The organism is Streptococcus sp. 714 (assembly GCF_013277115.1).
In the GTDB taxonomy this organism is placed as follows: domain Bacteria; phylum Bacillota; class Bacilli; order Lactobacillales; family Streptococcaceae; genus Streptococcus.
Genome location: NZ_VMMH01000010.1, coordinates 40,941 through 62,408, shown reverse-complemented (window position 1 = coordinate 62,408; position 21,468 = coordinate 40,941). Strand labels below are relative to the sequence as shown.

Here is a 21,468-nt window from a genome sequence, read left to right as displayed (position 1 = left end):
TCTTTTTTATATGTCTGTCAATGGTGTTGCAGTATCTGGTGAGGTATCGTAAACCTTAAAGTCTACTCCTACACCTAGATCAGCTTGTGCTAGCTGATTGACCATGGTCATATGAGCCAGTTCCTTGATATTGTTTTCCTTAGATAAATGCCCAAGGTAAATCTTCTTAGTACGATTTCCTAGCGTCCGAATCATAGCTTCAGCACCATCCTCGTTAGAAAGGTGACCGAGATCCGATAGGATTCGTTGTTTGAGTCGCCAAGCGTAAGATCCTGCTCTCAAAATCTCCACATCATGATTAGATTCTATAAGATAGCCATCCGCATTTTCGACAATGCCAGCCATACGATCGCTAACATAACCTGTATCAGTCAGCATGACAAAACTCTTGTCATCCTTCATAAAGCGATAGAACTGCGGTGCGACTGCGTCATGGCTAACACCAAAACTTTCGATGTCAATATCTCCAAAGGTTTTGGTTTTGCCCATTTCAAAGATATGCTTTTGCGAAGAATCCACCTTGCCAAGATACTTGCTATTTTCCATAGCTTGCCAAGTTTTTTCATTGGCATAAAGATCCATACCATATTTACGAGCCAAAACGCCTACTCCATGGATATGGTCTGAATGCTCATGCGTAATCAAGATAGCATCCAGATCTTCTGGCTTGCGATTAATTTCAGCAAGTAGGCTGGTGATTTTTTTGCCTGACAAGCCTGCATCCACTAAAAACTTCTTTTTTGGGGTTTCCAGATAAAAGGAATTTCCACTGGAACCCGACGCTAAAATACTGTATTTAAAGCCTGTTTCACTCATTCTAGTCTTCTACTTCATCCTCCCATACTTCTTCTTTCACTGCATCCTTATCATAAGGGAGCACAATGGTGAAGGTTGATCCCTTACCGTATTCACTCTTAGCCCAAATAAAACCCTCATGTTGTTTGACAATTTCTTTAGCAATTGCTAGTCCTAGACCCGTACCACCTTGGGCACGACTTCTAGCGCGATCCACACGATAAAAACGATCAAAGATACGTGGTAAATCCTGCTTAGGAATACCTAAGCCTTGGTCTGAGATGGATAAAATCATCTGATCATCAGTTGTCTTCATGGTCACTGTGATTTTCCCACCATCTGGAGAATACTTAATAGCATTGTTAAGAATATTGTCAATCACCTGTGTCATCTTGTCTGTATCGATCTCTATCCAGACTGAAGTAATCGGATAATCCCTTACCAAATCATATTTCTTCTCTTCATCTGGTCCCCTCATCTTATCAAAACGGTTGAGAATAAAGGTAATAAATGCAGTAAAATTAATCAATTCCACATCCAGGTGGCTGGTTTCATTATCAATTCGTGAAAGATGAAGAAGGTCTGTCACCATCCTCATCATACGGTTGGTTTCGTCTAGAGACACCTTGATAAAGTCTGGTGCAACAGGTTCTGACAAGGCACCCTCATCCAAGGCTTCAAGATAGGATTTTACACTAGTCAGAGGCGTCCGTAACTCATGACTAACGTTGGAAACAAAGAGTCTCCGTTCACGCTCTTCCTTCTCTTGCTCCGTTGTATCATGCAAAACAGCAACCAGACCTGAGATAAAGCCAGACTCTCGACGAATCAAAGCAAAGCGAACACGAAGGCTCAGATACTCACCATTATCATCCTGAGAATCAATGATGAGCTCAGGAATTTGGGTAATCAAATCACGAAGTTCATACTCACCTTCAATCTTAAGCAACTCTAGAATACTTTTGTTGAGAACATCTTCTTTCTGAACACCTAACTGTTTCTTAGCCATGTCATTAATCATGGTAATCTTGCCACGACGATTAGTTGCAAGGACTCCGTCCGTCATGTAAGATAAGATACTATGTAATCTTTTACTCTCTTGTTCCAAATTTTCTTGAGTCAAACGAATTACTTCTGATAAATCATTGAGATTATTAGTAATATTAGTAATTTCAGAGCTCCCCTGCATATCTAATACCTGAGAATAATCTCCTGCAATCAGGTCTTTTACTTTTTGATTGATTTGCTTCAATCGAATATTATCCCGACGATTTTCTAGTAAAAGCAAGGTCACGACTAAAATAAAGCCAAGTAAAATAAGGATAAAGATAAAATCACTGGTTAAAACTGTGTCTTTAATTAGTTTAATCATTATTTCGCATATAATAACCAACACCGCGGCGTGTTAGGATATACTCAGGACGACTTGGTGTGTCTTCAATCTTTTCACGCAAACGTCTAATCGTTACATCAACAGTCCGAACATCTCCGAAATAATCATAACCCCAGACCGTTTCAAGCAAGTGTTCACGCGTAATGACTTGACCGATATGAGACGCCAAGTGATACAAAAGCTCAAATTCACGGTGAGTTAAGTCTAGTTCTTCACCATATTTTTTAGCCACGTAGGCATCTGGCACAATCTCCAAGTCCCCAATTTGCAAGGGTTGAGTTTTCTTTTCATCAGACTCTTGATTATCTACAGAAGTCAAATCTGTACGACGAAGAAGGGCTTTGACACGTGCCTGCAACTCACGATTTGAGAACGGTTTGGTTACATAGTCATCCGCCCCAAGCTCTAAACCGATAACCTTATCAAATTCGCTATCCTTAGCTGAGAGCATGATAATAGGCACACTACTCGTCTTGCGAATAGTCTTCGCAACTTCTAAACCATCAATTTCTGGAAGCATCAAATCCAGAATAATAATATCTGGCTGCTCTGCTTCAAATTGTTCTAGTGCTTCACGACCATTAAAAGCAGTTACAACTTCGTAACCTTCCTTGGTCATATTAAACTTGATAATATCCGAGATTGGTTTTTCATCATCTACAATTAATATTTTTTTCATATGTTCACCTTTTTCTCTACTATTATACCAAAAAAATAGCAAGAAGACACGATAGCTAGTCTTTGCTACTGTCTAAGTTGGTTTTTTCATAAGCCTGCCAGATTTTTTGTTGTGGTTTGGCAAGTGGAACATCCTTGAACTCTTCTGGTGAAAGCCAGCGAACTTCCCTATCTGAAAAATCATGGAAATCACTCACCTGACCTGCTACAATTTGAATATGCCACTTGCGATGGCTAAAGACATGCTTGACAGTCTCAAAACAAACTTCAAGCCAATCAACATCTAAGTCATAGTCCTGCTGGAAACTCTCTTCTGGACTGGGACCAAAGTTCAAGCTTTCTTCTGCAACCTGATGAAAGAGGTCACACTGCTCTTCTTGCGAAAACTCATCTACTTCTATCAAGGGGAAATGCCAAAATCCTGCCAATAACTTTTCACTTTCATTTTTTTCAAGTAAAAATTGCCCCTGAGCATTTTTCACAACTAAGGCTTTTAGATAAATGGGAACTGGCTTTTTCTTTGGAGCCTTAATTGGATAATGGTCCATGCTTCCATTCTGATATGCTGCACTAAAGTCCTTCACTGGACTTTCTTCTGGCCTAGGATTTACAGGAGCCTCAATATCAGACCCTAAGTCCATCAAAGCTTGGTTAAAGTCGCCAGGACGATCCGGATCAATCAAGATTTCCATCATCGCCTGAAAAATTTTACGATTACTTGGAATGCCAATATCGTGGTTGACTTCAAATAGACGCGCCAAAACACGCATGACATTACCATCGACCGCTGGCTCAGGCAAGTTAAAAGCAATACTAGAAATGGCTCCTGCTGTGTAAGGGCCAATTCCTTTCAAACTGGAAATTCCTTCATAGGTATTTGGAAATTGACCCCCAAAGTCATCCATAATCTGCTGGGCCGCAGCCTGCATATTGCGTACTCGAGAATAATATCCCAGTCCCTCCCAAGCCTTCAACAAATGCTCTTCAGGCGCAGTTGCCAAACTTTCTACTGTTGGAAACCAGTCCAAGAATCGTTCGTAGTATGGGATAACTGTATCCACCCTGGTCTGCTGGAGCATGATTTCAGATACCCAGATATGATAAGGATTTTTACTTCTACGCCAAGGTAAATCTCGTTTGTTTTCATCATACCAAGCGAGAAGTTTCTCACGGAAAGAACTAATCTTCTCCTCCGGCCACATGACGATACCGTATTCTTTCAAATCTAACATATCTCTAGTATAACACAGAAGATTTCACCTGTCTTTGTATCTGATTTATAATATTTTCAATAGATAGTATATAACCTTTCTATCTACTTAAATATTTGACATGACTTCAACTGAAAATCAATAAAGTATCGGAGAATGTGATTATCCACTTTCAAGCTTTGATTGTAAAACAAGTGAAAAAAATAGTGTTTTGCCCCAAAACCAAAAGAAAAGCCTGTCACACAAGCTCAAATGCTTGATATGATAGGCTTTTCAAAGGCTAATTATTTAACAGCGTCTTTAAGAGCTTTACCAGCTTTGAATGCTGGAACTTTAGAAGCTGCAATTGTGATTTCTTTACCAGTTTGTGGGTTGCGACCTTTACGTGCAGCACGCTCACGAACTTCAAAGTTACCAAAACCGATCAATTGAACTTTTTCACCAGCTGCAAGGTAGTCAGCTACTGCTGCGAACACAGCTTCAACTGCTACTGCTGAGTCTTTCTTAGTCAATTCTGTAGCTTCTGCTACTTTAGCGATCAAATCTTGTTTGTTTGCCATGTTAATGATTCCTCCAAATTAATTTCTAATTAACAAATATAATCATATCCTAAAATCCCTTATAGGTCAAGTTAAAAACGCTGTTTATTCGCATTTTCTTTATTTTTTTAGGACTGGTAACGTACCAAAATAGCCCAGGCATTCTCGCCTGTATGTGTCTGAATAATAGAACCGGTTTCTAAAACAGAAATTGGCTTTTCAACATAAGCTTGTAAGCTTTCTTTCATCTCTTTTGCCCAATCAGCATTACCAGAATATGAAATTCCAATCTCTGCTACAGAACGTTCAGAGAGAGATGTTGTCAACTCATCCAACCATTTTTTAAAGGTTTTAGCTCCACGACCTTTAACAATTGGCTGCAATTCATGATCTTTCATTTGCATGACAACACGGATATTGAGAAGGGAGCTCAACAATCCAGTTACACGGCCAATTCGTCCACCTTTTACTAGATTTTCTAGAGTAGAAACACCAATGTAGAGCTCCGTATGTTTTTTTACATCTTCTACGTGAGCTAAAATCGTCTCCATATCTTTGCCTTTTTGTGCTAATTTCGCAGCCTCAACAACTTGGAATTTCAAGGCTTGGTCAGTGAAGGAACTATCAATAACTGTCACATCGGCAGTAGATAAGCTAGCACCTTGACGTGCTGCTTCTACAGTACCAGAAAGGGCATGGGACATATGAATAGCAAGAATCTGGCTACCATCCTTGCATAGGTCTTCAAAAACTTCAGCAAAGATACCTACAGGTGGTTGACTTGTTTTCGGAAGATTCTTACTTTCTTGCATCAACTGAAGAAATTTACCTTCTTCTTTCAAATCCGCATCAGAATAAACAACATTATCAATCATTACAGATAATGGAACAATTGTAATATCTAATTGTTTTACTAGTTCTGGTTCAATGGTAACAGATGAATCGGTTACAATCTTAATTTTTGTCATAGTATCAATCTTTCTATTTTAGGATTCAGATTGGTTTTCTTACTTCTAATTATATCAAAAAAAGATTAAAAATCCTAATGGAGTCAATCAAATTTTCCGTAAAAATTTGATATAATCATCTTATAAGAAAAGAGGTGTCCTATGATTAAAAAAATTTACCCCATTTTTACCATTTTACTAGGTACTGCTATTTATGCTTTTGGACTGACTTATTTTGTAGTTCCTAATCATCTCTTTGAAGGAGGGGCGACAGGTATTACCCTTATCACCTTTTATCTTTTTAAAATCCCTGTTTCGCTCATGAACTTGCTGATTAACATTCCCCTTTTTATTCTAGCTTGGAAAATATTTGGAGCAAAATCCCTCTATTCTAGTTTACTAGGAACCTTAGCCTTATCCGCCTGGTTAGCCTTTTTTGAACGTTTTCCCCTTCATATTGACCTTCAAGGTGATTTACTAATCACAGCTCTTATAGCGGGAATTCTATTGGGAATCGGTCTTGGAATTATCTTTAATGCTGGAGGTACAACTGGTGGAACTGATATTCTAGCTCGTATTCTCAATAAATACACTCATATATCTATGGGGAAACTGCTCTTTATCTTAGATTTTTGTATTCTCATGCTCATTCTCCTAATCTTCAAGGATTTGAGATTGGTTTCTTACACGCTCTTATTTGATTTTATCGTTTCTCGTGTCATTGATTTGATTGGAGAAGGTGGCTACGCTGGTAAAGGCTTTATGATTATCACAAAACGTCCTGACCAACTTGCTAAAGCGATTAATGATGACCTAGGAAGAGGCGTTACTTTTATTTCTGGTCAAGGCTACTATAGTAAAGAAAATTTGAAAATCATTTACTGTATTGTCGGCAGAAATGAAATTGTGAAAATGAAGGAAATGATTCATCGAATCGATCCTCAAGCCTTTATAACTATTACAGAAGCCCACGAAATCCTTGGAGAAGGATTCACCTTTGAAAAAGAATAAAAAGAGGTAGTGTAGTGACCTCAAAAGTTAGACTTATTCATCTATCTTTTGGGTTACAAACAACCTCTTTTTTGTTTACTTATGCTCTTAAGACCAATTCCGAGCTACTTCTTCATCCGCCTTTAACTGATCCACTAATTGGTCCACAGAATCAAATTTGGTCATGTCTCGAATACGGTCAAGCCAATAAACCATGACGGTTTCCCCATAAATATCTTGATTAAAATCAAAAATATTGACTTCAAAACGTGCTTCTTCTCCATCAAAGGTCACATTTTTTCCAACACTAGCCATGGCACGATACTTCTGTCTTTGAATCTCAACATCAACGACATAAACACCGTCTGCTGGCATATAAGTACGGTCTAAAAGCACCAAATTAGCTGTCGGATAACCAATCGTACGACCACGAGCATTGCCATGAACCACCATACCTCTTGATGGAAGTGGTGCCCCCAAAAGTTCTCCTGCTTCTTTCACATTTCCGTCTAAAATAGCTTGACGGATACGAGTTGAACTAATCTTTCCTTTCTTATCTTCTACAGGTGGGACAATGATAACTTCTCCATCAAAATAATCCTTTAGGTCTTCTGCCGTTTTTTTGTCAGAACCAAATGTATAATCAAAACCTGCAACAATAATTTTAGCATTCATAGCTTTGATATAAGTTGCAAAAAATTCTTCTGCGGTGAGACTAGCGAATTGACTACTAAAATCAAGAAGATATAATTCCTCTACACCTTCACGTTTTAATTTTCTTTCACGTTCAGCAGGGTTCAAAATATGCAAAAATAAATCTGGATGATAGGGCTCTAAAGCAATCTTTGGAGATTCATTAAAGGTCATAACGACGATAGGCAATAAATCCTTCATCGCAGCCTTATTGGCAACACGAAATAATTCTTGATGCCCCTTGTGTATACCATCAAAATAGCCGAGAACAACGACTGAATCAGATGGTGTGCCAATATCTTTTTGGTTTTTTATAGGAATAGTAATAATCATAAAATAATTATATCATAGCGATAGCTATTTCTGGAACAGAAAATCTGAAATGTCGTTTTTTTCACCTGAAATGACCATTTTTACAAAAGTAAGTATCCTGCAACAAAAATAAGTGATGGATTATGGAATTAAAATTAATTTCTATAGTAGATTGAAACTAGAACAGCACACTATAGCTACTAAAACATTTTAGAAATTCATTTGACCTTCCTGATCGTTTTGTTCATATTTTATTTCAATCTATTATAACATTTTTTAGAAAGCAAAGCGTATTATCCCAACTTCAATCCACTATAAAAGCCAGCGATTTCTGACGCTGGCTTTAAAACTGTAAAAAATTTTTCTCAACTAGATTGCTTCTGTGACAAAACTACGGCTTTCAAGTACCTTAAGCATGGCATTAGCTGTATCTAGGGCTGTGAAGAGTGGTACACCATGTTCAATGGCTGAACGACGAATTTGCTCACCATCTTCATCAGCAGTACGTTTGGTTCCAACTGTGTTAATGATAGCTTGGATTCTTCCTTTGCGAACAAAGCTTGGGATATCCTGATCATCATCACCTATCTTACCAACAGGTTGGGCTTGCAGGCCATGACTAGCAAAGAAGGCTGCTGTCCCTTCTGTCGCAAGGATTCCATAGCCAATATTTTGGAAACGACGAGCCAAGTCCAAGGCTTCTTCTTTGGCATCATCAGCGATGGTAAATACAACGTTACCAAAAGTTGGCAAGTGTAAGTAAGAAGCTTCAAAGGCCTTATAGAGAGCTTTTTCCAAAGTCGTATCAGAACCCATAACTTCCCCTGTTGACTTCATTTCAGGACCAAGTAAGCTGTCTACCTTAGCTAGTTTGGTAAAGGAGAAGACAGGTGCCTTGATATGAACGCGAGTGCTTTCTGGATAAAGGCCATCTTGGTAGCCAAGTTTTTCAAGACTTTGACCCATAATGAGCTTAGTCGCTACTTGAGCCATAGGAATATTGGTCACTTTAGAAAGGAATGGTACGGTACGGCTAGCACGTGGATTGACCTCAATAACATAGACTTTTTCATCCTTGATGACAAACTGGATATTCATCATTCCAAGGCAGTTAAGACCAATAGCTAAGCGTTTTGTGTAGTCCGCAATGGTTTCTCGGACTTTTTGAGATAAGGTTTGTGGAGGATAAACAGCCATGGAGTCACCTGAGTGGACACCAGCACGTTCGATATGCTCCATGATACCAGGGATAAGGACATTTTGTCCATCTGAGATAGCATCAACTTCACATTCTTGTCCAACGATATAAGAGTCGACAAGAACTGGATGGTCTGGACTAGCCTTAACAGCTGTTCGCATATAAGTGCGAAGATCTTCTTCGTTTTCTACGATTTCCATGGCACGCCCACCCAAGACATAAGAAGGACGAACGAGGACTGGGAAGCCAATCTTGCGAGCTGCAAGCACTGCTTCTTCTTCATTGGTTGCTGTTTGTCCTGGTGGCTGTGGAATATCTAAGTCTTTGAGAGCTTGCTCAAAGAGGTCACGGTCTTCAGCTCGGTCTAAGTCAGCAACCTGTGTACCAAGGATGGTCACACCTGCTTTTGCTAATGGCTCAGCAAGGTTAATAGCTGTTTGACCACCAAACTGAACGATAACACCTTTTGGTTGCTCAAGGTCAATGACATTCATGACATCTTCAAATGTCAATGGTTCAAAGTAAAGTTTATCCGATACAGAGAAGTCGGTTGAAACGGTTTCTGGGTTTGAGTTCATGATGATGGCTTCGTAGCCAGCCGCCTGTATAGCCTTAACCGAGTGAACAGTTGCGTAGTCAAACTCGACCCCTTGACCGATACGGATTGGACCAGAACCTAGAACTAGGACGGATTCCTTATCAGACTTGATAGATTCATTTTCCCAACCATAGGTTGAATAGAAGTATGGTGTTTCAGAGTCAAATTCTGCCGCACAAGTATCTACCATCTTATAAACTGGAACAATCTTGTTTTCCAAGCGAAGTTGACGAACGTGATCAGCAGTCGTTTTCCAGAGTTCAGCAATCTTACGGTCTGAAAATCCATTGAGTTTAGCCGTTTTCAAAACGTCTAGATCTTGTGGATGGGCACCCAACTCCTGCTCAATTTCAAAGATATGCAAGAGTTTATCAAGGTAAAAGATATCAATTTTTGTAAGCTCAGCGATTTCCTCTGGTGTATAACCACGGCGAATTGCTTCTGACACATAGAAGAGACGGTCATCTTGGGCCTTGACAACCTTTTCAATCAAGGAATCATCAGAAACTGCTGCAAGTTCAGGTATTTCATTGTGGTGCACACCAATTTCAAGGGAACGACAAGCTTTAAGGAGAGATTCTTCGATGTTTCGACCGATTGCCATGACTTCTCCAGTCGCCTTCATCTGGGTACCAAGACGGCGCTCACCTTTTTCAAACTTATCAAATGGGAAACGTGGAATTTTCGCAACGACGTAGTCAAGGGCTGGCTCAAACATGGCATAGGTTGAACCTGTAACTGGATTGATAACCTCATCCAAGGTCAAACCAACGGCAATCTTAGCAGCCAATTTGGCAATCGGGTAACCTGTTGCCTTAGACGCAAGGGCTGACGAACGGGATACACGAGGGTTTACTTCGATGACATAGTACTTGAAGCTGTGTGGATCAAGGGCTAGCTGAACATTACATCCACCTTCAATTTTGAGAGCGCGGATAATGCTCAAGCTCGCATCACGAAGCATTTGGTTTTCATAATCTGACATGGTTTGCGCAGGGGCAAATACAATGGAATCCCCTGTGTGAATCCCAACTGGGTCAAAGTTTTCCATGTTACAAACAACGAGAGCATTGTCAGCTGAGTCGCGCATCACTTCGTATTCGATTTCCTTGAAGCCAGCAATGGAACGTTCAATCAAACATTGGGTAACAGGTGACAATTTCAACCCATTTTCAGCGATTTCACGCAATTCTTCCTCATTGGCACACATACCACCACCAGTACCACCAAGGGTAAAGGCTGGACGGACAATGACTGGGTATCCAATTGTCGCTGCAAAGGCAACTGCTTCTTCTACTGTGTTTACAATTTCTGATTCTGGAATTGGTTGATTCAGCTCTTCCATCAACTGTTTAAAGAGGTCACGGTCCTCCGCTTGGTCGATGGCAGATAATTTAGTTCCCAAAAGTTCTACACCAAGCTCATCAAGAATACCATTTTTAGACAATTCCATGGCCATATTGAGCCCTGTTTGACCACCAAGAGTTGGAAGCAAGGCATCTGGACGTTCCTTACGAAGAATACGTGTCACAAACTCAAGTGTAATTGGTTCGATGTAAACCTTGTCTGCAATCTCCTTGTCCGTCATGATGGTGGCAGGGTTTGAGTTAACTAAGACAACCTCATAACCTTCCTCTTTCAACGACAAGCAGGCTTGGGTCCCAGCGTAGTCAAACTCAGCAGCCTGACCAATAATAATCGGACCAGAACCAATCACCATAATTTTTTGAATATCAGTACGTTTAGGCATAGTTTATGATACAAAGCCCGTCAAGAACACAGTGAAAATAGGAAACTCGGTGCAGACGCCTTTAGAGTCAAGACGATGTTTATCTTTTTCACACAGTTCTTAGGGCGTGTTCACTTCCGCGAACAATGTATCTTCTCCTTTCTATTCGGCAGCTCTCAGGTTGCCATTAAATAAATTCTCCGACGAGCTTTTACTCGTTCTTAGTTTGATTGTTTAAAAGCTTCCATCATCTCGATAAACTCATCGAAAAGGTAGCTTGCATCATGAGGACCAGGGGCTGCATCTGGGTGGTATTGAACAGAGAAAGCAGGTTGGTATCTGTGACGCACACCTTCAACTGACTTATCGTTGATTTCTTCATGGGTGATAATCAAATGCTCTGGCAAATCCTCACGGCTAACTGCATAACCGTGGTTTTGGCTGGTGAAGTCTACTCGTCCTGTTGCAATTTCACGTACCGCATGGTTGAAGCCACGGTGACCAAATTTCATCTTGTAGGTGTTAGCACCGTTTGCCATAGCAAAAAGTTGATGCCCCATACAAATACCAAAGATTGGAATTTTCCCTTGCACACCACGAATCATATCCAATGCCTGTGGAACGTCTTCTGGGTTACCTGGCCCATTTGACAACATAACTCCGTCAGGATTAAGATGAAGAATTTCTTCAGCCGTTGTTGAATAAGGAACAACCGTCACGTTACAGTTGCGTTTAGAAAGTTCACGTAGGATTGAGTGCTTGAGACCAAAGTCCACTAGCACCACGCTCAAACCAACTCCCGGAGCTGGATATGAAGTTTTCGTAGAAACCTGTTTGATATTGTCTGTCGGCAAAACTGTCGCTTGGAGCTGGTCTGTCACATGGTCCATGCTGTCCCCAACATGGGTCAAGGTTGCTCGCATGGTACCATGCTTACGGATAATCTTGGTAAGGGCACGCGTATCAATCCCTGAAATACCAGGAATTTTCTTGGCTTTCAAAAATTCATCCAAGGTCATTTGATTTCGCCAGTTGCTAGCTCTACGTGCTTCTTCGAAAACAACCACTCCCTTACAAGTTGGAATAATGGATTCGTAATCATCACGGTTAATTCCATAATTTCCTACCAAAGGATAAGTAAAGGTCAAGATTTGTCCATTATAAGACTGGTCTGTAATGGATTCTTGGTAGCCGGTCATCCCTGTATTAAAGACGATTTCGCCTGTTACATCAATATCTGCTCCGAAGGCCTTACCTTCAAAAACTGTACCATCTTCTAATACTAGAAGTCTTTTTGTCATATTTTCACCTCTCGTGGACGCTCACTGGCGTCTTTTAACGTCTTGTGTTTTAGTTGGCGTTTCTACTCGCCAGTACGGATTCTAAGATTGCCATTCGAACAAAGACACCATTGGTCATTTGTTGGACAATTCGTGATTTTGGTGCTTCAACCAAGTGATCTGCGATTTCCACATCACGATTGACTGGGGCTGGATGCATAAGGATTGCTGTTTCTTTCAAACGGTCATAACGTTCTTGAGTCAAGCCATGTTGGGCATGGTAGTCTTCTTTTGAAAAGACAGCTCCACTATCATGGCGTTCATGTTGCACACGGAGAAACATCATGACATCCACCTGATCAATGATTTCATCAATGGTTACAAACTGTCCATAGTCTGCAAACTCTTGACTTCTCCATTCCTCAGGTCCAGCAAAGAATAGTTCAGCTCCCAAGCGTTTCAAAATCTGCATATTGGATTTGGCAACGCGTGAGTGGTCCAAGTCGCCTGCAATCGCAACCTTAAGACCCTCAAAGTGACCAAATTCCTCATAAATGGTCATCAAATCAAGCAAGCTCTGGCTAGGGTGTTGGCCCGAACCATCTCCACCATTGATGATGGAAGTCGTAATCGTGGGACTCGCAATCAACTCTCTGTAGTAGTCAACCTCTGGGTGACGAATCACACAGACGTCAACTCCTAAAGCAGACAGAGTCAGGATGGTATCATAAAGTGTCTCACCCTTATTAACTGAACTGGTCTTCACATCAAAGTCAAGTCGTTCCAATCCCAATTTAATCTCTGCCACTTCAAAGGACTTATGCGTCCGTGTGGAATCTTCAAAGAAAAGGTTGGAAACAATCGGGTGGTTTTCATAGGGAAGCTGAGCTCCGTTTTTAAACTCAATTCCTCTCTTGATCAATTTCATCACTTGATCGACAGTGAGGTCTTCCATTGACACCACATGGTTCAATGCTTGTTGATTTTCTGACATGGCTACTCCTTTAGCTTTCTAAGCTTCTTCAGTAATCAGAACTCTATCTTGGCCATCAAGTTCTGCCATCTCTACGATGATTTCTTCAGAACGACTGGTTGGGATATTTTTTCCAACGTAATCTGGACGGATTGGCAATTCTCTATGTCCACGATCGACTAAAACTGCTAAACTCACGCGCGCAGGACGACCATGACCGACAATATTATCAATAGCAGCGCGGATGGTACGGCCTGTATAAAGAACATCATCCACCAAGATAACTTCACGGTCTGTCACATCAACAGAAACCAAAGAAGTATCTTCTCCACTTTTAACATCGTCACGGAAAGGTTTCGTATCCAATTCCACAACAGGAACTGAAAGGTTTTCTAGTTGCTCCAAACGTTCTTGGATACGGTGGGCGATAAAGACACCACGAGTTTTAATACCAGCCAAGACGATTTTATTCAAATCTTTGTTACGTTCGATAATCTCATAGGTAATACGCGTAATCGCTCGTTTGACGGTCAATTCGTCTACAACTTCTTTTGTCTTCATGACAAACCTCCAAAAAGAAAAGTCTCCTTAAACAAGGAGACTTGAAATGTATCGCCAAGCGAGCCCTACTGCAAACAGTATAGACTTCACCCTTCTACTTTATCACGCTCCTTGCCTGCCTCACGGGACAGGTTTAAAGGAATATTTAGTTATCAATTACTATAGCACAAAGCATGGTTAAAATCAAGCAAAAACTTTTGATGTTCCATCTTACAAATTGCTAAAATCATATAATTGTGGGTACTGGTCACATTCTGGATTTTTAGGATGACAGATGGCTCTTCCAAAATAAATCATGGCCTGATGGGCTGCTAGCCACTGCTCCGGTGGCAAGATATCCATGACCCGCTTTTCCACCTCAAGTGGCGTAGCTGATTTTTTGACGATATCGTGGTGCTTACAAATACGCTCCACATGAGTATCAACTGCAAAGGCTGGAATCCCAAAGCCCACACTCATAACTACATTGGCCGTCTTGCGACCAACACCTGCTAGACTTTCTAATTCCTCACGTGTCTGAGGAACTTGACCATCAAAATCGTCTAATAGTTGTTGGGCGCATTTTTTAAGGAATTTAGCCTTATTCCGATACAGTCCCAAGCGAGAAATGTGCGAAGCAATCTCATTCTCTGTCGCCACAGACATGGCTTGTGGTGTTGGAAAGGCAACAAAGAGACCTGGTGTTGCCTTATTTACCGCTGCATCCGTCGTCTGGGCTGACAACATGACCGCAACCAGGAGTTCAAAATGATTGGTAAAGTCAAGACTAGGCTTGGCATCTGGGAAGAGAGCGATAATTTCTTCTAGCACCTTTCGTGCTCGTTTTTTTGACAAGACCATTATTCGTCTCCGTCAAATAGTCCTTGCAAGCCAGCAAAAGGACTGTTTTCTTCTTTCTTGACTGCTTGTTGAGCTTGGTATTCTTCCTCTGTCATGATTTGCCAGTCATTTCCTGAAACAAAACCTTGCCCCGCCTCTTCTTCAGCCGTCAAAACCTTGATAGGGATATTGAGCAGGATATTGTCTGATACGCTCTCAGCAAGGTCAAGTTCTCCATTTTCGATAGGCAAGACCAAATCATCGTCTAGAACCTCTTGATCTAACTGGTTGGTTGCGCCTTCCATGAAAACTTCTGTGACTGGATAAGATTCAGCTAACTCAACTGGCTCCATACTACGACTTGAAGCAAGGACAATAGTGTAAGATAGTTGATAATCTAAGAAATACATACGATCTTCATACTGTACTTTCCCAACAGCAAGGATATCTTTCACATCTAAGATTTCTTGATTGCGTGCACGCAAGTCTGCGACTAAGTCTAAACTTTGTTCAAAGTGCAGGCCTTCAGACTGCTTGCGAATCTCTTGAATATTTAATTTCATACTTCCTCCATAAAGATTTACTCTCTTGATTATACCATGAAAAGGCTACAAATCAGCCCACCAAACTTTGTAATTAAAATTGAATTTTTTAATATGTTTATCACTATATTTTTTAGTAATATACTATAGGAAAGAATACATGATAGCAAGGAGGATGCTCACATGGAAGACAAATTTTGAGATTTTATAGCTTGAAATTTCCAGTTTTCTGTTGACAAAATTTCCTTAAAGGTATAGGATAAAGGTACTAATACTCGGAGGTAAGGGAGACATGAACAACTAAGTCTATCAAATAAAGAACCTTTATTTAGTAGATCTTGTTTTTGTCTCTTTTTGTGTGCTCTTTTTATACTAGATTTTCTAGTATCTTGTCCTCATTGAAAATCAAAAAACTAGAAAGCTATGCTCCTCTTGGGTTGGGTTAGGCAGCTTCAGCTAGTTTGACGAGCTTTTCAACGAGTATAATAGAGTTTTGGACAGTGACTTTGGGCTCTACTAGATAAAGTAGAGCTTTTTGTTATGCACTATAGACATTCTAGAAAGGGCAACAATATGATAAAAATCAATCATCTGACCATCACACAAAACAAAGATTTACGAGACCTTGTATCTGACCTAACCATGACTATCCAAGACGGGGAAAAGGTTGCTATTATTGGTGAAGAAGGAAATGGTAAATCGACTTTACTACGAGCTTTAATGGGGGAAGCATTACCTGATTTTACTATCAAGGGCGACATCCAGTCTGACCTTCAATCACTGGTATACATTCCTCAAAAACTCCCTGAAATCCTGAAAAATAGAACTCTACACGACTACTTCTTTTTGGATTCTGCTGATTTAGACTACAGTATTCTTTATCGTTTGGCGGAGGAGCTGCACTTTGATAGCGACCGTTTTGCTAGCAACCAAGAAATTAGCAGCCTATCAGGGGGCGAAGCTTTGAAAATTCAGCTCATACACGAGTTAGCAAAACCCTTTGAAATCCTATTTTTAGATGAACCTTCAAATGACCTAGACCTTGAGACGGTTGATTGGCTAAAAGGTCAGATTCGCAAGATTAGGCAAACTGTTATTTTCATTTCCCATGATGAAGACTTTCTTTCTCAAACGGCAGACACTATTGTCCACTTGCGACTGGTCAAGCATCGGAAAGAAGCGGAAACGCTAGTCGAGCATTTAGACTATGATCGCTATAGTGAGCAGAGAAAGGCTAATTTTGCCAGACAAAGTCAGCAAGCTGCTAACGACCAGAGAGCCTATGACAAAACCATGGAAAAACATCGCCGAGTTAAGCAAAATGTAGAAACTGCACTTCGAGCAACTAAAGACAGTACTGCCGGTCGCCTATTGGCTAAAAAGATGAAAACTGTTCTCTCTCAAGAAAAACGCTTTGAAAAGGAAGCTCAGTCCATGACCCAAATGCCACTTGAAGAGGAACAAATCAAACTTTTCTTTTCAGACATCCAACTATTACCATCTTCTAAAGTTTTAGTCCAACTGGAAAAAGAAAATTTGTCCATTGGCGAGCGTATTTTAGCTCAGGAGTTACGACTAACGGTCCGTGGTCAAGAAAAAATTGGTATCATCGGCCCAAATGGTGTTGGAAAATCAACTCTGTTAGCCAAGTTTCAACAACTGCTCAGCGCCAAAAGAGAAATATCGCTTGGTTTTATGCCACAAGATTACCATAAAAAACTACAATTGGATCTATCTCCAGTAGCCTATCTCAGCAAAACTGGGGAAAAAGAGGAACTACAGAAAATCCAATCTCACCTAGCCAGTCTCAATTTCAGCTATCCAGAGATGCATCACCAAATCCGCTCCTTATCTGGCGGACAACAAGGTAAACTCCTACTTTTGGATTTAGTGTTGCGCAAACCAAACTTTCTCCTTCTGGATGAACCCACACGAAACTTTTCTCCCACTTCTCAACCCGAAATCAGAAAACTCTTTACCACTTATCCAGGCGGTCTCGTCACTGTTTCGCATGACCGTCGTTTCTTAAAAGAAGTTTGCTCGATCATCTATCGTATGACAGAACACGGTTTGGAGGTAGTTAATTTAGAAGATTTATAAACAAAAAGAAACCTAAAGAATTGTTGGAAAAACAATCTTTAAAATACGACTACAATGTTTATTTTTAATAAATTGATTACTATAGATTAAGTTTGGGACAAATTTTATAATATTCATACTCATGAGGATAATTCTTTGCTTTGGAGCACTATTTAAACATTATAATCAGTGATAAATCTTATGTTCACAGTCAAGTCAATCATTTCTTTCACAGTCATTCATAAGCAACTCTAAGTAATACTCAATGAAAATCAAAGAGCAAACTAGGAAGCTAGCCGCAGGTTGCTCAAAGCACTGCTTTGAGGTTGCGGATGAAACTGACAAAGTCAGTAACCATATATACGGCAAGGTGAAGCTGACGTGGTTTTGAGAGATTTTCGAAGAGTATAACCAGATAAAAACTCACTTCAAAATAGAAAAAAACGAGCACTTCCTCTTTTGGAAATGCTCGTTTTCTTATCTTGCCATGGTTTATAATTACAATGAGAAATAGGAAACAGCCTTGAATGGGAAAATCTCCTAGATCTACGACCACAAACTTTTTTATTCTACTGGTTTTTCTTGATTTCCAGTACTTGTTGGAGATTCTGTTGTTTCCTTTTCTGGAACTGATTCAGCAGATCTAGAATCTGTTGCGTTACTTTGTTTGTTTTCGTCGCTAGCAGTTTCACTGTTAGATTCTGCAGCTGCGTTTGGTTGGTTCTCAACACTTGTCTTATCACCATTTGCCTCGGCATTTGTTGCTGGAGTTGCTTCTTCACTTGCACTTGATTTTGACTTAATTTCTTGATTCAAGACCAGAATAGCTTTTGTCAATTCAAGTAAAGCAGCCTTATCTTTACTCTTGGCAGAAAGTTGATCTAGTAGAGCATCCACCTTATCAAAGTCTGCATCAGAACCCTTATTGTTTTCTAAATAAGCGTGAAGTGACATGAGAATATCGTAGAGTTTTTGATAGAGTACAAGTGTCTGAGGATCTTGCTCAGCATTTTCCTTCTCTTGTTGAAGAGCGCTGGCGATGCGAGTCAAGACATCTTTCACCTGACTGTTTACTTCATCCAAGTCTGCATCAACCTTGTTTGTAGCAGCTTTGAGATTTTCTACTTCTTCTGCCAAGGATTGTCTGATGCCTTCTTCTTGGATTTGCTCTAAGAGTTGAGTTGCCTTGCTCAAAAGACTTTCTACTTGTTCCTTGCTGACATGATTGACATGCTCTTCAGGCATAAAGTCTCCATACAATTCTTTCAAGAAGCCATAAATAGCTGTCTTGGCACTTTGATTATCTACTTTTTCAGTATCTAGAACTGTTTGACTTGATTTTGCAGTAGTTGGTTGAGATTTCAAAGCTTCTTCCACTTCTTGTTTTGCTTGATAGATGCTTGGGAATAATTTGTTCAATTCTGCTGCCTTAAGGAAGGATTGAGATTGATACAAGGTCCAAGTCAACTGAGCTACTTTGTTTCGAAGTTCATCACTCAAACGACCGTCATTGACATGTTCATAGAAATACTTAATGTACTCAACAGTTGTGACCCCTGTTCGGTCATTAAAGTCTTGCAAGGCTTGAAGTTGTGATTCAACCGCTGCTAAACCAGCCTCATCTTTAGCTAACTTAGCTTCTTGGAGTCGAACGAGTAGGTCTTTCTTAGGAAGTCCATAAGAGTCTGTATCCAGTGTGTTGATTTTATCAATCAAGGCCTGATATTTCTTATCTAGAGCGCTTGTTTTAACAGGCTTGACACTTTCATCAATATGGATATATTGCTTATCAAAGAGATCAAGTGTTGCAAGATAACCCGCTGTAGAGTTAGTTGCCAGTTTCTTCATGTTTTCAGTAAACTGACCTAAGGCTAACTCAATCTGTCTTTGTGCAATAGGCTTGTCTTTGTAGATGCTTCTGCTTTCAGCTAGAAGTTGGTCTACTTTTGCCAAAACTACCTTCTCATCAAAAGCTCCAGGTTGATAGTTGGATTGGAGAGCTGGAATTTTATTTTTCAAAGCCACTTCATAGCCCTTCGTTTGAACCTTGATGTAGTGATTGTGGTCACCATGAGGGATCACAAAACTACCATTTTCTACCTGCAAACTATAGGGAGATACACCATCACGTAAGGCAGTCGTATAAAGTTCATTTAGAAAATCAAGTTCTGGATTTCCAGTTTGAAGAGGAATCCGAACGTGTTCCTTACGTACAGCATAGGGATGGATATGAGTTGGATCGTAGGCTTGGTCTGGATTTCCAAAGACAAAGAATCCGTTTGAAATCCTAATAGCTTCAAGTGGAACTCCGTATGTTTTAGAAATATAAGCAATTTTTTCTTCATCACTAGCATCTCTTGAGAAAGACTCTACCGTTTTAGCAAGAGGTTTTACAGGCTCTGCATCATGATGTGTTTTCAAATGATCCTGAGCTGCCTTAATTTGCTCCGCTGTCAAGTCCTTCTTGAAGAAATAATGATTGTGGTCTCCGTGACTCATGACAAATCCTTGCTCATCCTCACTAATGACGCGATCGGCATCAAATCCATGATCATGGCCTTCATCATGATGGTGTCCATGATGATCTTCGTCGTGATCGGCATCATGTGCTGGTGTTGTTGTATTTGCCCCTTTCAAGTGGTCTTGCGCAGCCTTAATTTGGTCTGCTGTCAAATCCTTCTTGAAGAAGTAATGATTGTGATCACCGTGACTCATGATAAAACCTTGCTCATCTTCAGCAATAATACGATTAGCGTCAAAGCCGTGACCATCTTCTTCATGTTCCTCATGTGAAGTTCCTGGATTGATTGGAAGTGATGGCGAAGGTGTTGCTAGACCGTTGCTCGGAAGAGTCGGTTGACCAATTTGATTCGCCTTAAGGATGTAATGGAAATGATCACCATGTCTTACAATATAAGCTGTAGCCGTCTCTTCAACGATATCTTTTGGATTAAAAATATAACCATCAGATGCTGAAGAGAGTTCCTTACTTGTCGTTGAAGAAGAAGGATTGCTTGAAAGACTTCCTAGACTAGACGCTACTTTATTAGGTTTTTCATTTGTAGAAACTGTAGAACCAGTTCCACCGATAGGCACCATTCTAGCAATCTTTTCTTCTAAAGCAGAGAGCTTGCTGTAAGGAATAAAATGATAATGGTCGCCATGCGGAATCGCAACTCCATTTGGTGTACGGCTGATAATCTTAGCAGGATCAAAGACCAGACCATCTGATTCACTGTAACGTTGGTCGCTAGGTAAATCATAGAGTTCTTTCAATAGACTTTGGAGATTGTCAACTTTGCTTTCTGGCTTGCTAGTTGATTCTTTTCCTATAGCTTGATTAGTATTGTCACTAGCTGTTGAAGAATAGCTTAACTGGCTCGGTTGCGTATTTTTGCCTGCTAGATGAGCTTTTGCTGCTGCTAATTCACTAGCAGATAAATCACTTTTTGGAATGTAGTGATAGTGTCCTCCGTGAGGAACGATATAAGCATCACCCGTATCTTCAATAATATCAGCTGGATTAAAGACATAGCCATCATCTGTCGTATAGCGTCCCTGAGACCTTGCTACAGCAACATCAGAGCTGACATTCTCCTTATCTTTGACATGTTCTTGTTTTTGACGGTTGATTTCATCTTTGGTTCGAACATTATCAGCATGAGCTACATCTTTCAAATAGACATAATATTTTCCATCGACCTTGATAATATAGCCACCCTTAACCTCGTTGACAATATCTCCATCCTTAAGTTGGTAGTTTGGATCCTTCATCAGAAGTTCTTCACTAAAGAGGGCATCATAAGGAACTTTCCCGTTATAGTAATGATAGTGATCACCGTGTGACGTCACATATCCCTGATCTGTAATCTTAATAACAATTTGCTCGGCCTGAATTCCTTCTTTTTGGCTGACCTGATCTGGTGTCAGGTTTTCAGTTTTCTGACTTGACTGACTGCCATCCACATAAGAGACACGATTATTGTCCTTATCTTCCTGCGAGCGATGCTGATTTAGCGCATAAGCACATAGACTCAAGGACACGATAACAGCTGATCCGACTGCTATATACTTTTTACTGAATTTCATAAATTCCTCATTTCAATAAATGATGAAGCTTTTTCTTAACTT

Annotated in this window: 17 protein-coding genes; 3 read left to right on the top strand and 14 right to left on the bottom strand. The window is 40.2% G+C overall.

The window, feature by feature from the left end; genetic code table 11:
• Positions 1 to 6: 6 nt before the first annotated feature.
• From HT718_RS04535 to HT718_RS04510, 6 genes are all read right to left on the bottom strand, one after another.
• Complete coding sequence (locus HT718_RS04535; protein WP_173267592.1) at positions 7 to 816, bottom strand: MBL fold metallo-hydrolase; 810 nt, start codon at positions 814 to 816, stop codon at positions 7 to 9.
• Between the two features lies 1 nt (position 817).
• Positions 818 to 2,167: a cell wall metabolism sensor histidine kinase VicK gene (gene vicK, locus HT718_RS04530; RefSeq protein ID WP_173267590.1), complete on the bottom strand. Its 1,350-nt coding sequence runs from the start codon at positions 2,165 to 2,167 to the stop codon at positions 818 to 820.
• Positions 2,160 to 2,867, bottom strand: a complete 708-nt coding sequence (gene yycF / locus HT718_RS04525; RefSeq protein ID WP_049539286.1) for a response regulator YycF — start codon at positions 2,865 to 2,867, stop codon at positions 2,160 to 2,162. Before yycF ends, vicK begins: the two co-directional genes overlap by 8 nt.
• Positions 2,868 to 2,922: 55 nt before the next feature.
• Positions 2,923 to 4,098, bottom strand: coding sequence for an A/G-specific adenine glycosylase (mutY, locus tag HT718_RS04520; protein ID WP_173267587.1), 1,176 nt, complete (start codon positions 4,096 to 4,098; stop codon positions 2,923 to 2,925).
• 263 nt (positions 4,099 to 4,361) lie between these two features.
• Positions 4,362 to 4,637, bottom strand: a complete 276-nt coding sequence (locus HT718_RS04515) for an HU family DNA-binding protein (RefSeq protein WP_020901100.1) — start codon at positions 4,635 to 4,637, stop codon at positions 4,362 to 4,364.
• Positions 4,638 to 4,744: 107 nt separating this feature from the next.
• Positions 4,745 to 5,584, bottom strand: coding sequence for a DegV family protein (locus tag HT718_RS04510; protein ID WP_173267585.1), 840 nt, complete (start codon positions 5,582 to 5,584; stop codon positions 4,745 to 4,747).
• A gap of 141 nt (positions 5,585 to 5,725) precedes the next feature.
• Between HT718_RS04510 and HT718_RS04505 the strand changes: the two genes are divergently transcribed.
• Positions 5,726 to 6,574: a YitT family protein gene (locus tag HT718_RS04505; protein ID WP_173267583.1), complete on the top strand. Its 849-nt coding sequence runs from the start codon at positions 5,726 to 5,728 to the stop codon at positions 6,572 to 6,574.
• Between the two features lie 87 nt (positions 6,575 to 6,661).
• Here the strand turns inward: HT718_RS04505 and HT718_RS04500 are convergent, their stop codons facing one another.
• The 5 genes from HT718_RS04500 to pyrR form a co-directional block, all read right to left on the bottom strand.
• A complete protein-coding gene (locus HT718_RS04500; protein WP_173267580.1) occupies positions 6,662 to 7,579 on the bottom strand; it encodes a bifunctional riboflavin kinase/FAD synthetase in 918 nt (305 codons plus the stop codon).
• Between the two features lie 348 nt (positions 7,580 to 7,927).
• On the bottom strand, positions 7,928 to 11,104 hold the full coding sequence (gene carB / locus HT718_RS04495; protein WP_173267578.1) for a carbamoyl-phosphate synthase large subunit: 3,177 nt from the start codon (positions 11,102 to 11,104) through the stop codon (positions 7,928 to 7,930).
• Between the two features lie 200 nt (positions 11,105 to 11,304).
• Positions 11,305 to 12,384, bottom strand: a complete 1,080-nt coding sequence (locus tag HT718_RS04490; RefSeq protein WP_173267576.1) for a carbamoyl phosphate synthase small subunit — start codon at positions 12,382 to 12,384, stop codon at positions 11,305 to 11,307.
• Between the two features lie 49 nt (positions 12,385 to 12,433).
• Positions 12,434 to 13,357 carry an aspartate carbamoyltransferase catalytic subunit gene (locus HT718_RS04485; protein WP_001293848.1) on the bottom strand — a complete coding sequence of 308 codons (924 nt, stop codon included), beginning with the start codon at positions 13,355 to 13,357 and terminating at the stop codon, positions 12,434 to 12,436.
• Positions 13,358 to 13,375: 18 nt separating this feature from the next.
• A complete protein-coding gene (gene pyrR, locus HT718_RS04480; protein WP_000850023.1) occupies positions 13,376 to 13,897 on the bottom strand; it encodes a bifunctional pyr operon transcriptional regulator/uracil phosphoribosyltransferase PyrR in 522 nt (173 codons plus the stop codon).
• A gap of 46 nt (positions 13,898 to 13,943) precedes the next feature.
• On the opposite strand from pyrR, the gene HT718_RS09715 reads away from it, so the two are divergent.
• Positions 13,944 to 14,078 carry a hypothetical protein gene (locus HT718_RS09715; RefSeq protein ID WP_275690392.1) on the top strand — a complete coding sequence of 45 codons (135 nt, stop codon included), beginning with the start codon at positions 13,944 to 13,946 and terminating at the stop codon, positions 14,076 to 14,078.
• Between the two features lie 29 nt (positions 14,079 to 14,107).
• Here HT718_RS09715 and nth read toward each other — a convergent pair whose 3' ends face one another.
• The gene (gene nth, locus HT718_RS04475; protein WP_173267573.1) at positions 14,108 to 14,737 is read right to left on the bottom strand and encodes an endonuclease III; all 630 of its coding nucleotides are present in this window, start codon (positions 14,735 to 14,737) and stop codon (positions 14,108 to 14,110) included.
• Complete coding sequence (locus HT718_RS04470) at positions 14,737 to 15,279, bottom strand: DUF177 domain-containing protein (protein ID WP_061088059.1); 543 nt, start codon at positions 15,277 to 15,279, stop codon at positions 14,737 to 14,739. Before HT718_RS04470 ends, nth begins: the two co-directional genes overlap by 1 nt.
• Before the next feature lie 519 nt (positions 15,280 to 15,798).
• Between HT718_RS04470 and HT718_RS04465 the strand changes: the two genes are divergently transcribed.
• Complete coding sequence (locus HT718_RS04465; protein WP_173267571.1) at positions 15,799 to 17,358, top strand: ATP-binding cassette domain-containing protein; 1,560 nt, start codon at positions 15,799 to 15,801, stop codon at positions 17,356 to 17,358.
• Between the two features lie 543 nt (positions 17,359 to 17,901).
• Here HT718_RS04465 and HT718_RS09710 read toward each other — a convergent pair.
• A complete protein-coding gene (locus tag HT718_RS09710; protein ID WP_173267569.1) occupies positions 17,902 to 21,426 on the bottom strand; it encodes a pneumococcal-type histidine triad protein in 3,525 nt (1,174 codons plus the stop codon).
• Between the last annotated feature and the right edge of the window lie 42 nt (positions 21,427 to 21,468).

Coding starts and splice junctions, on each gene's coding strand:
- HT718_RS04535 (WP_173267592.1), bottom strand. CDS start 816: ATGAGTGAAACAGGCTTTAAATACAGTATTTTAGCGTCGGGTTCCAGT.
- vicK (WP_173267590.1), bottom strand. CDS start 2,167: ATGATTAAACTAATTAAAGACACAGTTTTAACCAGTGATTTTATCTTT.
- yycF (WP_049539286.1), bottom strand. CDS start 2,867: ATGAAAAAAATATTAATTGTAGATGATGAAAAACCAATCTCGGATATT.
- mutY (WP_173267587.1), bottom strand. CDS start 4,098: ATGTTAGATTTGAAAGAATACGGTATCGTCATGTGGCCGGAGGAGAAG.
- HT718_RS04515 (WP_020901100.1), bottom strand. CDS start 4,637: ATGGCAAACAAACAAGATTTGATCGCTAAAGTAGCAGAAGCTACAGAA.
- HT718_RS04510 (WP_173267585.1), bottom strand. CDS start 5,584: ATGACAAAAATTAAGATTGTAACCGATTCATCTGTTACCATTGAACCA.
- HT718_RS04505 (WP_173267583.1), top strand. CDS start 5,726: ATGATTAAAAAAATTTACCCCATTTTTACCATTTTACTAGGTACTGCT.
- HT718_RS04500 (WP_173267580.1), bottom strand. CDS start 7,579: ATGATTATTACTATTCCTATAAAAAACCAAAAAGATATTGGCACACCA.
- carB (WP_173267578.1), bottom strand. CDS start 11,104: ATGCCTAAACGTACTGATATTCAAAAAATTATGGTGATTGGTTCTGGT.
- HT718_RS04490 (WP_173267576.1), bottom strand. CDS start 12,384: ATGACAAAAAGACTTCTAGTATTAGAAGATGGTACAGTTTTTGAAGGT.
- HT718_RS04485 (WP_001293848.1), bottom strand. CDS start 13,357: ATGTCAGAAAATCAACAAGCATTGAACCATGTGGTGTCAATGGAAGAC.
- pyrR (WP_000850023.1), bottom strand. CDS start 13,897: ATGAAGACAAAAGAAGTTGTAGACGAATTGACCGTCAAACGAGCGATT.
- HT718_RS09715 (WP_275690392.1), top strand. CDS start 13,944: ATGTATCGCCAAGCGAGCCCTACTGCAAACAGTATAGACTTCACCCTT.
- nth (WP_173267573.1), bottom strand. CDS start 14,737: ATGGTCTTGTCAAAAAAACGAGCACGAAAGGTGCTAGAAGAAATTATC.
- HT718_RS04470 (WP_061088059.1), bottom strand. CDS start 15,279: ATGAAATTAAATATTCAAGAGATTCGCAAGCAGTCTGAAGGCCTGCAC.
- HT718_RS04465 (WP_173267571.1), top strand. CDS start 15,799: ATGCACTATAGACATTCTAGAAAGGGCAACAATATGATAAAAATCAAT.
- HT718_RS09710 (WP_173267569.1), bottom strand. CDS start 21,426: ATGAAATTCAGTAAAAAGTATATAGCAGTCGGATCAGCTGTTATCGTG.